The organism is Caldimonas sp. (genome assembly GCF_046289365.1).
Lineage (GTDB): Bacteria > Pseudomonadota > Gammaproteobacteria > Burkholderiales > Burkholderiaceae_C > Caldimonas.
In genome coordinates, this window is sequence record NZ_JBKBVU010000096.1 from 1 (window position 1) to 11807 (window position 11807).

Annotated in this window: 10 protein-coding genes and 3 pseudogenes; 5 read left to right on the forward strand and 8 right to left on the reverse strand. The window is 67.1% G+C overall.

Annotation, left to right across the window (positions count from 1 at the left end; translation table 11 throughout):
• The 6 genes from ACK42S_RS10740 to rpmH all read right to left on the reverse strand — a co-directional run.
• Positions 1-384: cyclic nucleotide-binding domain-containing protein (locus ACK42S_RS10740; RefSeq protein ID WP_409706900.1), on the reverse strand; the 384-nt coding region annotated here is incomplete at its 3' end.
• 152 nt (positions 385-536) lie between these two features.
• Positions 537-1913, reverse strand: a complete 1377-nt coding sequence (gene mnmE, locus ACK42S_RS10745) for a tRNA uridine-5-carboxymethylaminomethyl(34) synthesis GTPase MnmE (RefSeq protein WP_409706903.1) — start codon at positions 1911-1913, stop codon at positions 537-539.
• A gap of 77 nt (positions 1914-1990) precedes the next feature.
• Positions 1991-3712 (reverse strand): membrane protein insertase YidC, encoded by a 1722-nt coding sequence (gene yidC / locus ACK42S_RS10750; protein WP_409706906.1) that lies wholly within the window; start codon positions 3710-3712, stop codon positions 1991-1993.
• Positions 3709-4029 carry a membrane protein insertion efficiency factor YidD gene (yidD, locus tag ACK42S_RS10755; protein WP_409706909.1) on the reverse strand — a complete coding sequence of 107 codons (321 nt, stop codon included), beginning with the start codon at positions 4027-4029 and terminating at the stop codon, positions 3709-3711. The genes yidC and yidD overlap by 4 nt, the downstream gene beginning before the upstream one ends.
• A complete protein-coding gene (locus ACK42S_RS10760; RefSeq protein WP_409706912.1) occupies positions 4026-4493 on the reverse strand; it encodes a ribonuclease P protein component in 468 nt (155 codons plus the stop codon). The genes yidD and ACK42S_RS10760 overlap by 4 nt, the downstream gene beginning before the upstream one ends.
• Before the next feature lie 25 nt (positions 4494-4518).
• A complete protein-coding gene (gene rpmH, locus ACK42S_RS10765; RefSeq protein ID WP_019561239.1) occupies positions 4519-4653 on the reverse strand; it encodes a 50S ribosomal protein L34 in 135 nt (44 codons plus the stop codon).
• A gap of 371 nt (positions 4654-5024) precedes the next feature.
• On the opposite strand from rpmH, the gene dnaA reads away from it, so the two are divergent.
• The 4 genes and pseudogenes from dnaA to ACK42S_RS10785 all read left to right on the forward strand — a co-directional run.
• Positions 5025-6422, forward strand: a complete 1398-nt coding sequence (dnaA, locus tag ACK42S_RS10770) for a chromosomal replication initiator protein DnaA (protein WP_409706915.1) — start codon at positions 5025-5027, stop codon at positions 6420-6422.
• A gap of 264 nt (positions 6423-6686) precedes the next feature.
• Positions 6687-7793, forward strand: a complete 1107-nt coding sequence (dnaN, locus tag ACK42S_RS10775) for a DNA polymerase III subunit beta (RefSeq protein ID WP_409706918.1) — start codon at positions 6687-6689, stop codon at positions 7791-7793.
• A 169-nt stretch (positions 7794-7962) separates the two neighbouring features.
• Positions 7963-10410: pseudogene (gyrB, locus tag ACK42S_RS10780) on the forward strand (DNA topoisomerase (ATP-hydrolyzing) subunit B); the annotation flags it as partial.
• A 24-nt stretch (positions 10411-10434) separates the two neighbouring features.
• Positions 10435-10779: pseudogene (locus ACK42S_RS10785) on the forward strand (RtcB family protein); the annotation flags it as partial.
• Here the strand turns inward: ACK42S_RS10785 and ACK42S_RS10790 are convergent.
• Entirely contained in the window at positions 10780-11091 is a 312-nt protein-coding gene (locus ACK42S_RS10790) for a cupin (protein ID WP_409706921.1), read from the reverse strand.
• 113 nt (positions 11092-11204) lie between these two features.
• Between ACK42S_RS10790 and ACK42S_RS10795 the strand changes: the two genes are divergently transcribed.
• The gene (locus ACK42S_RS10795) at positions 11205-11624 is read left to right on the forward strand and encodes an Lrp/AsnC family transcriptional regulator (RefSeq protein ID WP_409706924.1); all 420 of its coding nucleotides are present in this window, start codon (positions 11205-11207) and stop codon (positions 11622-11624) included.
• A gap of 55 nt (positions 11625-11679) precedes the next feature.
• Here the strand turns inward: ACK42S_RS10795 and ACK42S_RS10800 are convergent.
• Positions 11680-11807 (reverse strand): annotated as a pseudogene (locus ACK42S_RS10800) (MBL fold metallo-hydrolase); the annotation flags it as partial.

Sequence of the window (11807 nt, forward strand, 5' to 3'; positions counted from 1 at the left end):
CACCACGGGCATGCGCGCGGCCAGCTCCTCCAGGCGCGGCAGACGCAGCGCGTAGATCACGCCGGGGGTCATGGCCTCCACGGTGGCCATGCGCGGGCCCTCGGCAAACAGCGAGGGCTCGCCCATCACCGCGCCGGGACGCAGGATGGCCACCTTGTTGGCGCCGGGCGCGGCACCGGGCACGAAGACCTGCATCGTGCCCTGGGCCAGGAAGTACATCGCGCGGTCGCGGTCCCCCTGGCGGATCACCTGGTCGCCCATGCGCACCTCGTGGCGGGTGAGGAATTGCGTGAGAGTGCGCCATTGCTGGGCATCGAGACGCGGACGGAAGGCGTCCTCGGTGTTGAGCGATTGCACCGCCTGGATCAACTCCTGGGCTTCCATGTTCTTCTGTCCTTTGCACGGCTGCGCTGCCGTCGCGCTGCGCACACGCTCAGCACCCCGGCATCGAACACACCATTATGGGCCGGGGGCCCAAGGCCCCACAATGCCGCCCCCCGCAGCCGGGTGGCCTGCCGCGCGCCCGTCGGCGCCCGTTACTTGCCGATGCAGAACTTGCGGAAGATCTCGCCCAGCAGCTCATCGGGCGTCATGCGGCCGGTGATCTCGCCCAGGGCCTCGTGGGCCAGCCGCAGCTCCTCGGCCAAGAGGTCCAGTGCGGCATCGGCCGCGCGCGCGTGGTCGTGCGCCCGCGCCAGATGCTCGGCCGTGCGGCGCAGCGCGCGCAGGTGGCGCTCGCGCGCGATGAACACCCCCTCGGGCTGCGCATGCCAGCCCACCTGTTCGAGCAGCAGGCGGCGCAGGGCCTCCAGGCCCTCGCCGGTCTTGGCCGACAAGGCCACGTGCGGCTGCGGTAGGCCCGGCGGCAGGCCGCGGGCATCGAGCTTGTTGTAGACGTGCACCACCTGCGGGCCCGGCGGCAGCCGCCCGGCGATGTCGGTCTCGCCGGCGTCATAGTCCGTCTGCCCCAGGCGCGTGAGGTCGTGCAGAAAGAGCACCACATCGGCCTGGGCGATCTCGCTCCAGCTTCGTGCGATGCCGATGCGCTCGACCTCGTCGGTGGCCTCGCGCAGCCCCGCGGTGTCGATCACATGCACCGGCACGCCCTCGATCTGGATGGTCTGGCTGACCTTGTCGCGGGTGGTGCCGGGGATGGGGGTGACGATGGCCAGTTCCGCCCCGGCCAGGGCGTTGAGCAGCGAGCTCTTGCCCACATTGGGTTGGCCGGCCAGCACGAGCCGGATGCCTTCGCGCAGCAAGGCGCCCTGGTGCGCCTGGTCCAGCAGCGCCTGAAGGGCCGTGCGCACGCCGTCGAGCTGGCCGCGTGCGTCGGCCTTTTCGAGGAAGTCGATCTCCTCCTCGGGAAAGTCCAGCGTGGCCTCCACCAGCAGGCGCAGACGCACCAGCCGCTCGCGCAGGCCCTCCACCTGCTGCGAGAAGGCACCGGCCAGCGAGCGGCCGGCCGACCGTGCAGCGGCCTCGGTGCTGGCCTCGATCAGGTCGCTCACCGCCTCGGCCTGGGCCAGGTCGAGCTTGTCGTTCAGAAAGGCCCGCTCGGTGAACTCGCCGGGCTCGGCCAGCCGCAGCCCCGGCAAGGCCTGCGCCGCCACATCCAGGCAGCGCGCCAGCAGCAACTGCAGCACCACCGGGCCGCCATGGGCCTGCAGCTCCAGCACGTCCTCGCCGGTGTAGGAATGCGGCGCCGGGAAGTACAGCGCCAGGCCGTGGTCGATGGCCTGGCCCTGTGCATCGGTGAAAGGCAGATAGTGCGCATGGCGCGGCACGAGCGAGCGGCCCAGCAGGGCGCGCACGAAGCCCGAGAGATCGCGCCCGGACACGCGCACGATGCCCACCGCCCCGCGACCGGGGGCGGTGGCGATGGCAACGATCGGGTCGTGATGTCGGGGCAGCATGGCCGGCATTGTGCGCACAAAAACACGAACGCCCCGAGGCGCTCACCCCGGGGCGTTGCGCTCGGGCCGTAGACGCCTCAGCTCTTGGGCGAGAACTTCAGGTCCAGCACGCCGAGCTTCTTGTTGATGTACCACTGCTGAGCGATCGACAGAAGGTTGTTCGTCAGCCAGTACAGCACCAGGCCGGCCGGGAAGAAGAAGAACATCACCGAGAACATCAGCGGCATGATCCACATCATCTTGGCCTGGATCGGGTCGGGCGGCGTGGGATTCAGCCAGGTCTGCAGCAGCGTGGAGGCCGTCATCAGCAGCGGCAGGATGTAGTACGGGTCCTTGGCCGAGAGGTCATCGATCCACAGGATCCACGGCGCGTTGCGCATCTCCACCGACGACAGCAGCACCCAGTACAGCGCGATGAACACCGGGATCTGGATCAGGATGGGCAGGCAGCCGCCCATGGGGTTGACCTTCTCCTCGCGGTAGATGCGCATCATCTCCTGCTGCATCTGCTGCGGCTTGTCCTTGTAGCGCTCGCGCAGCTCGGTGATGCGCGGCGCCACGGCCTTCATCTTGGCCATCGAGCGGTAGGCACTGGCGTTCAGGCCATAGAAGGCCGCCTTGAGCAGCACCACCAGGGCGACGATGGACCAGCCCCAGTTGCCCAACAGGGCATGGAGCTTGTCGAGCAGCCAAAACAGCGGCTTGGACAGGATGGTGAACCAGCCGTAGTCCTTCACGAGCTCCAGCCCCGGCGCCAGCGCGGCGAGCTTCTTTTCCTCCTGCGGGCCCACGAAGAGCGTGGTCTCGACGGTACGGCTTTCGCCGGCGGCCACCGGCGGCAGCGGCACGACCATCGCGATCGAGTACAGGTTGTTGCTCACCTTGGCGGTGCGGAACTCGCGGGCCAGCCGGTCATGGCCGGGCACATTGAGCAGCCAGGCCGAGGCGAAGTAGTGCTGCACCATCGCGATCCAGCCGTTGTCGGCCGGTGCGGCCGTCTCGGCCTTGCCACGTTCGATGTCCTTGAAGTCGATCTTGTGGAACTTCTTCTGGTCGGTATAGAGCGCCGGGCCGGTGAAGGTGAAGTAGAAGGCCGACTCGCCCGGAGGCGGGTTGCCATCGCGCACGAGCTGCAGATACAGCTGTGGCTCGCGCGGGGCCTCGGCGCGGTTGATCACCTCGTGACGCACACCGATGGTGTACTGGCCGCGCTGGAAGGTATAGGTCTTGATGTACTGCAACCCGCCCACCACCGGCGAGCTCAGCTTCACCTCCAGACGATCCTGGCCGTCGGCCAGGCGGCGCGCACCGCCCTCCTCGGCCGTCATCACGGTGAAGTGGTTGGGAAAGCGCTCGCCGGCGTCGTCCTTGTTGATCAGGCCGGTCTGGGCCAGGTAGACCCGCTGGGCCGACTGGTCGAGCAGCACCACGTTGCGGCTGCGGTCCTCCTGATCGGCGTAGTTCAACAGCTCCAGGTGACTCAGCGTGCCCCCCTGGGTGTCGATCACGGCCTTGACCACGTCGGTGGTGATCTCCAGCCGTTGCGCCGCGGCGCTGCCGGCCGCAGGCCGGGGTGCTTGGGTGGCGCGGCTGCGGGGTGGGGCTCTGGTGGCGGGCGCGGGCAGTGTGGTGGCGGCGGCGGTGCCGTCGGCCGGCGCCGCGGAGGCCGCCGGCTGCTGGGCCACTGGCGTCGGCGAGAACATCGACGGCCGGCCGGTGTGCTTGTTCCAGGCATCCCAGAGCAGGATGAGGGACATCGAGAACACCACCCACAGGATGGTGCGGCGCATATCGGTCATGGAGACGGCTCGCTGTTGGTAGGAGACGGGACACCCGGAGCGGGGCCGGGCTCGAGGTGGCGGGTGAACAGGCCCGCCGGCCGCGCAGCGCCCCCGGTGCTGCGCGGGGGCACCGGGTCATGGCCTCCCTGGCACCAAGGGTGACAGCGCAGCAGCCGGCGCGCGGCAAGGTAGCTGCCCATGGCCGCGCCATGGCGGTCCAGCGCCTGCAGGGCATAGGCCGAGCAGCTCGGTTCGAAGCGGCAGTCGCCGCCCACCCAGGGGCTGAAAAACCACTGGTAAGCGCGCACCAGGGCCTTGAGGGCCGCGGCGATCATGCCGCCCTCCCGGCCCCACGCCGCGCGGCGGCGTTCATCAGGGCCTCGGCCTCGGCGCGCACGGCGCGGCGCAGCGCCGTGGAATCGGCACTGGGGAATTGTTCAGGATCGAAGGCGGCACGCAGGCGAGCCACCCACATCCCGCCGGGCAGGGCCGGGGCATGGCGCGCGAAAGCCGCGTACATCTGCCGCTTGAGCACATTGCGCGTGACCGCACGGCGCGCCCAGCGCTTCGGGATCACCACGCCGACGGCCAGCGTGCGGGCCGTGACCGCTGAGACATCCACAAGGGGCGCCACCTCAGGCTCGCCCCCTGTTGACAACTTAGCCCCAACGGGCAGGTGGTGCAGCACGAAGTGCGGGCTGCGGGCTGCGATGGCCGAAGCACCGGCCCCCAGAACCCGTTCGAAATCGGCGCGGCGCGAAAGCCGCACCAGGTGGGCAGGGGCTGCAGGCAGGGCCAAGCCGGCGTTCGCCGCGCTGCCAGGGTCAGACGGCCAGGCGCTTGCGGCCCTTGGCGCGACGGGCATTGATGACCTTGCGGCCGCCCTTGGTCTTCATGCGCACCAGGAAGCCGTGCGTGCGGGCGCGGCGAACCTTGGAAGGCTGGTAAGTACGTTTCATGATCGGATCCTCTCGGAGAACTCCGCCCGGGCCGGACAGCCTGGGGGCGTCAAAACCACTGCGGGGCACGGGCCCGGCATGGGGTTGGGGGGCCTCCCGGCACCTGCCGCGCCCACCGCTGCCGCTCACCCCTGCCGCGGTGTGCACGCCCTGGGCATGACATCACGTGCAAGGTGCCTGGGCGCAGGCTCACGAAAGTCCGGGAAACCCTCAATTACACCAAATGCCACCCTTGGTGGTCAATGACTCTGCCGCCAAGCCAAGTGGCAGGCCGGGGTTTATCCGAACACATATTCTGTGGATAAGTCGTCCTGGCACGGCCGTGCAGGGCTAGAATCGCGCGGCTCCAGAAATAAGTTTTCCACAATTCCATGAGCTCCGACTTGTGGCAGCGCTGCTGCGAACGACTCGCCGCCGAACTGCCCGAACAGCAATACGCCACCTGGATCCGTCCCCTGCCCCCAGGCCAGCTCGCGCAGGGCGAGGCCGGACCGGTGCTGTCCGTGCGCGTGCCCAACCGGTTCAAGCTGGACTGGATCCGCAACCAGTACGCCGCCCGCATCGAAACCCTGCTGGCCGAGCTGCATGGCCAGCCGGTGCGGCTGGAACTGACGCTGGCACCGCGCGAGCACATGCCTGCCCGGCCGGTGGCTGCGGCCCCCTCAGCGCCGGCCGCATCGGCCCCCATGGGAATGAATGGTTCGGCCAGCCCGGCCGTGGCGCCGGCCCCGCCGGCGCCGCAGCCTTCACGCCACCGGCTCAACCCCAGCCTGACCTTCGACACCCTGGTGCCCGGCCGGGCCAACCAGATGGCCCGCACCGCCGCGCTGCATGTGGCCGGCGCCCCGGGCCAGATGTACAACCCGCTGTTCATCTACGGCGGGGTGGGCCTGGGCAAGACCCACCTGATGAACGCCGTGGGCAATGCCTTGCTGGCCGACCGGCCCGACGCCAAGGTGCTCTACCTGCACGCCGAGCAGTTCATCTCCGACGTGGTGAAGAACTACCAGCGCAAGACCTTCGACGAGCTCAAGGCCAAATACCACCAGCTCGACCTGCTGCTGATCGACGACGTGCAGTTCTTCGCCGGCAAGGACCGCACCCAGGAGGAGTTCTTCAACGCCTTCGAGGCCCTGCTGGCCAAGAAGGCACACATCATCATGACCAGCGACACCTACCCCAAGGGGTTGGTGGACATCGACGAGCGCCTGACCAGCCGCTTCGACTCGGGCCTGACCGTGGCCATCGAGCCGCCCGAGCTGGAGATGCGCGTGGCCATCCTGATCAAGAAGGCCGAGACCGAAGGCGCCCAGATGCCCGAGGACGTGGCCTTCTTCGTGGCCAAGAACGTGCGCGCCAACGTGCGCGAGCTCGAAGGCGCGCTGCGCAAGATCCTGGCTTATTCACGGTTTTCCCACAAGGAAATCAACATCGCGTTGGCCCGCGAGGCGCTCAAGGACTTGCTCTCGATACAAAACAGGCAGATCTCGGTCGAGAACATCCAGAAGACCGTGGCCGACTTCTACAAGATCAAGGTGGCCGACATGTATTCGAAGAAGCGGCCCGCCTCGATCGCCCGGCCGCGCCAGATCGCGATGTACCTGGCCAAGGAGCTCACGCAGAAGAGCCTGCCCGAGATCGGCGAGCTCTTCGGCGGTCGCGACCACACCACCGTGCTGCACGCGGTGCGCAAGATCGGCGGCGAGCGCAGCAAGAACACCGAACTGAACCAGCAGTTGCACGTGCTGGAACAGACCCTCAAAGGCTGAGGCCCTCTCCTTTCTTCACCCGCTTGACTGGCACAAGGGAAGCACTGTTGTCAAAGCACAAAGCTGGGGACAAGTTTCGAACAAGCCCCGTCTTGTCCACAGGCCGGCGCGCCGGCGCGAAGTTGTTGTCGGTTCGCCCGCGCGCTTGCCCGGCGGCCGGCCACAGGCTTGTCCCCGGTCCAAGGCCTTGATCGAACGAGACAAAATAGCGTTTTCCACAAAAACACCGGCCCCCTACTACGGCTACCACCTCAAGAGGTTCACATGATTGTGTTGAAAGCACCCCAGGACCAAGTGCTCGGCGCCCTGCAGGCCGTGGCCGGCATCGTGGAGCGCCGCCATACCCTGCCCATCCTGGCCAATGTGCTGATCCGCAAGACCGGGGCCCAGGTGGAGTTCACCACCAGCGACCTGGAAATCCAGGTGCGCACCACGGCCGAGCTGGATGGGGATGCCGGCCAGTTCAGCACCTCGGTGGGAGCGCGCAAACTGATCGACATCCTGCGCTCGCTGCCGGCCGACCAGGTGGTGTCGCTGTCGGCCCATCAGAACAAGCTCACGCTGACCGGCGGCAAGAGCCGCTTCACGCTGCAGACCCTGCCGGCCGAGGATTTCCCGCTGGTGCAGGAAGCCGCCGACTTCGGCCCCAGCTTCAGCGTGCCGCAAAAGACGCTCAAGGGCCTGATCAACCAGGTGCACTTCGCGATGGCGGTGCACGACATCCGCTACTACCTCAACGGCATCCTCTTCGTCGCCGAAGGCAAGCAGCTCACGCTGGTGGCCACCGACGGCCACCGCCTGGCCCTGGCCAGCGCCACGCTGGACGTGGAGATGCCGCGCCAGGAGGTCATCCTGCCGCGCAAGACCGTGCTGGAGCTGCAGCGCCTGCTCAAGGACGAAGACACCCCCATCGAAATGCGCTTTGCCGGCAACCAGGCCAAGTTCAACTTCTCGGGCATGGAATTCGTCACCAAGCTGGTCGAGGGCAAGTTCCCCGACTACAACCGCGTGATCCCCAAGAACCACAAGAACAGCCTCACGCTGGGCCGTGCGGCGCTGCTGGCCAGCCTGCAGCGCGCGGCCATCCTCACCAGCGAAAAGTTCAAGGGGGTGCGCATCAACATCGAACCGGGCCTGCTGCGCATCGCCTCGAGCAATGCCGAGCAGGAAGAAGCCAAGGAAGAACTCGAGATCGACTACGGTGGCGACACCATCGAGATCGGCTTCAACGTGACCTACCTCGTCGACGCCCTGGCCAACATGAACCAGGACATGGTGAAGGTGGAGCTGCAGGATGCCAACTCCAGTGCGCTGATCACCATCCCGGACGACAACGGCTTCAAGTACGTCGTGATGCCGATGCGGATCTAGCCGCGCCTGAGGCGGCCAGTTGCCGCCGTGCGCTTCATGGCGCATCCCTGCCCCCGCCCCAGCGGGGGTTCTGTCCCGATTGACACCCGGTCCCGTACCGGGCCTTCTACGTTAGGCAGTCATGAGCGAGAACCAAGCCCCTCAGCCCCAGCCCGTTGACGGCGGTGGGTATGGCGAAAGCAGCATCCAGATCCTCGAGGGCCTGGAAGCCGTACGCAAGCGCCCCGGCATGTACATCGGCGACACCTCCGACGGCACGGGTTTGCACCACCTGGTCTTCGAGGTGGTGGACAACTCCATCGACGAGGCATTGGCCGGGCACTGCGACGACATCGTCGTCACCATCCACACCGACAATTCGATCTCCGTCATCGACAACGGCCGCGGCATTCCCACCGGCGTGAAGATGGATGACAAGCACGAGCCCAAGCGCTCGGCCGCCGAGATCGCGCTGACCGAGCTGCACGCAGGCGGCAAGTTCAACCAGAACAGCTACAAAGTCTCGGGCGGCCTGCATGGGGTGGGCGTGTCCTGCGTGAACGCGCTGTCCAAATGGCTGAGGCTGACGGTGCGCCGCGACGGCAAGGTGCACTTCCTCGAATTCCGCAAGGGCGTGCCGCAAGACCGCGTGATCGAGGTGCGCGACGGCGTCGAGGTCAGTCCGATGAAGGTCATCGGCGAGACCGACAAGCGCGGCACCGAGGTGCACTTCCTGCCCGATGACGAGATCTTCCAGCAGAACAACGACTTCCACTACGACATCCTCGCCAAGCGCCTGCGCGAGCTGTCCTTCCTGAACAACGGTGTGAAGATCCGCCTGGTGGACGAGCGCCACAACAAGGAGGACAACTTCGCCTTCGTCGGTGGGGTCAAGGGCTTCGTCGATTTCATCAATCAGGGCAAGAAGGTCCTGCACCCCAACGTCTTCCATGCCGTGGGCGAGAAGCTCAGCGAGCAAGGCACCACCATCGGCGTCGAGGTGGCGATGCAGTGGAACGACGGATACAACGAAAATGTCCTGTGCTTCACGAACAACATCCCGCAACGCGACGGCGGCACCCACCTCACGGGTTTGCGTGCGGCGATGACGCGGGTGATCAACAAGTACATCGAGGACAACGAACTGGCCAAGAAGGCCAAGGTCGAGATCAGCGGTGACGACATGCGCGAAGGCCTGGCCTGCGTGGTCAGCGTCAAGGTGCCCGAGCCGAAGTTTTCCAGCCAGACCAAGGACAAGCTGGTTTCCAGCGAGGTGCGCGGCCCGGTGGAGGAGATCGTCGCCAGCAAGCTCACCGACTGGCTGCTGGAGAACCCCACCGACGCCAAGATCATCTGCGGCAAGATCGTGGAGGCCGCCCGCGCCCGCGAGGCCGCGCGCAAGGCGCGCGAGATGACGCGCCGCAAGGGCGTGCTCGACGGCCTGGGCCTGCCCGGCAAGCTGGCCGACTGCCAGGAAAAGGACCCGGCGCTCAGCGAGATCTACATCGTCGAGGGCGACTCGGCCGGCGGCTCGGCCAAACAGGGCCGCGATCGCAAGTTCCAGGCCATCTTGCCGCTGCGCGGCAAGATCCTGAACGTGGAGAAGGCACGCTATGAGAAGCTGCTGTCGAGCAACGAGATCATCACGCTGATCACCGCCCTGGGCACCGGCATCGGCAAGGACGACTTCAACCCGGACAAGCTGCGCTACCACCGCATCATCATCATGACCGACGCGGACGTGGATGGCGCGCACATCCGCACCCTGCTGCTCACCTTCTTCTACCGCCAGATGCCCGAGCTGGTCGAGCGCGGCCACATCTACATCGCCCAGCCGCCGCTGTACAAGGTGAAGGTGGGCAAGGACGAGCAGTACCTGAAGGACGCCCACGAACTCGATGCCTACCTGCTGCGCGTGGCGCTGAAGGACGCGCGCCTGGACACCGGCGTGAACGGCACGATGCTCGAAGGCGAGACGCTCGAAACCCTGGCGCGCCAGTACGTGCTGGCCAACAACGTCATCGACCGCCTGGCCAACTGGATGGACGTGGAAGCCCTGCGTGCCCTGGCCGACGGCCTGGAGCTGCAGCTCGACACGGCCGAGCAGGCCCGCGCCTCGGCGGCCGCGCTGAAAGCCGCCCTGCACGATGCCGAGGTGGAGGCCGTCTACGACGAGCGCACTGACAAGCAAATGCTGCGCATCAGCCGACGCCACCATGGCAACCTCAAGAGCAGCGTGATCAGCGCTGACTTCGTGCATGGTGCCGACTACGAAGCCCTGAGCACCGCCGGACGCATGTTCAAGGGCCTGGTGGGTCCCAATGCCATCGTGCGCAAGGGCGAGGGCGACAAGCAAAAGGAAGCCCAGGTCACCGACTTCCGCCAGGCCATGGCCTGGCTGATGCAGCAGGCCGAGAACAGCGTGTCACGTCAGCGCTACAAGGGCCTGGGTGAGATGAACCCCGAGCAGCTTTGGGAAACCACGATGGACCCCAACGTGCGCCGCCTGCTGCGCGTGCAGATCGAAGATGCGATCGAGGCCGACCGGGTGTTCACGATGCTGATGGGCGACGAGGTGGAGCCGCGGCGGGACTTCATCGAATCGAACGCTCTGCGGGCGGCGAATATCGATGTGTGAGCGTTTTGGCTGATGCGCCGCCAGGCCAATCTGCCGGACCGTGACCTGGCCTGCTTCGAGGAAGGCAGCCGCCACTTCGAGGACTACGTGCGCGCCGTGGGTTGGGCGCAGCGCTATGCCGCCGTCAACCGCGAGTTGATGATGCGCGAGGTGGTAGAGGCGGCCCGCACGGTGATCGCCAGGGCCGGGCAGTGGGGCATCATCCCGGGCACCATGGGTGCACGCAGCTACATCGTGCGCGGCAAGGGCCGCGACGTGCTGGACGAGACACCCGCGGCGTACAAGGACATCGATGCGGTGATGGCGGCGCAGGGCGATCTGGTCGAGGTGGTGCACACCCTGAAGCAGGTGGTGTGCGTGAAGGGCTGATCAAGGGCTGCCAGCCTTCTCGATCACCAGGATGCGCACCGTCCCGTGCGGTTCGGCGAAGTGCTCATCGCCGGCCTCGGCATGGCAGATGTCGCCGGGCCCGAGCACCAGGCAGTGCTCCTGCCCGGCGCGGCGATAGTGCATCGTGACGCTGCCGTCGAGCGGCACGAAGACTTCCGGGCCGTCGTTGACGTGCCAGCGATAGGGCCGGTCCGTCCAGTGCAGGGGCACCGTGGCGTCTTCGATGGCCTCGATGTCCAGGGCTTGCCAGGGCCGTTCGCCGACGAAGGAGGCGGGTTCGATCTTGCGCATGGGGTCTTCCTTTCGATCCGTTGCCGATACGATAGGCGCCAGAGGCCGGCCGGTCGACGACGGATCGTCGAAGCCGCTGGCCGTTTCGTTCGAAATGCCGCAGGAGGACCGTCGTGGAAGACGTGTTGGACCGCACCGACCGCAGGATCCTGGCCGAGCTGGCGGCCGATGCGCGGATGTCGATGACCGCCCTGGCCGACCGGGTTCACCTGTCGCGCACGGCGGTGCTGGCGCGCGTGAAGCGAATGGAGGCGGCGGGGGTGATCCGGGGCTACCACGCCCATGTGGCCCTGCCGGACCAGGCCGTGCCGGTGCGTGCGATCCTGCTGCTGCGCTTCAAGACCCGCCCTTGTGCCCCCGTGCTGGCTTACCTGCGTGCGCAGCCGGAGATCCTTCAGGTGTGGTCGGTGTCGGGGCCGCACGATGCGGTGGTGGAAGCCGCCGCCCCGGACGCGGCCGGCCTGTCGGCGCTGGTGGACCGGCTGGCCACCAGCGCATTCGCGATCGCCGCGGAGACGCGCATGGTGGTGTGAGGACGCCCAGGCACCATGGCCGTCCTCCGAGTCGTCGCCGACCTTCTCGGGGCCTTCAGCTTTCCAGCGCCTCCCACATCTGACGATCGCGCTCGGCCGTCCAGATGCGCGGGTCGGCGTATTGCGTGACCTCGTCATAGCAGCGGGTGACATCGAAGGGCATGCAGTGGTCGAAGATCACCC

Coding starts and splice junctions, on each gene's coding strand:
- mnmE (WP_409706903.1), bottom strand. CDS start 1,913: ATGCTGCCCCGACATCACGACCCGATCGTTGCCATCGCCACCGCCCCC.
- yidC (WP_409706906.1), bottom strand. CDS start 3,712: ATGACCGATATGCGCCGCACCATCCTGTGGGTGGTGTTCTCGATGTCC.
- yidD (WP_409706909.1), bottom strand. CDS start 4,029: ATGATCGCCGCGGCCCTCAAGGCCCTGGTGCGCGCTTACCAGTGGTTT.
- rpmH (WP_019561239.1), bottom strand. CDS start 4,653: ATGAAACGTACTTACCAGCCTTCCAAGGTTCGCCGCGCCCGCACGCAC.
- dnaA (WP_409706915.1), top strand. CDS start 5,025: ATGAGCTCCGACTTGTGGCAGCGCTGCTGCGAACGACTCGCCGCCGAA.
- dnaN (WP_409706918.1), top strand. CDS start 6,687: ATGATTGTGTTGAAAGCACCCCAGGACCAAGTGCTCGGCGCCCTGCAG.
- ACK42S_RS10790 (WP_409706921.1), bottom strand. CDS start 11,091: ATGCGCAAGATCGAACCCGCCTCCTTCGTCGGCGAACGGCCCTGGCAA.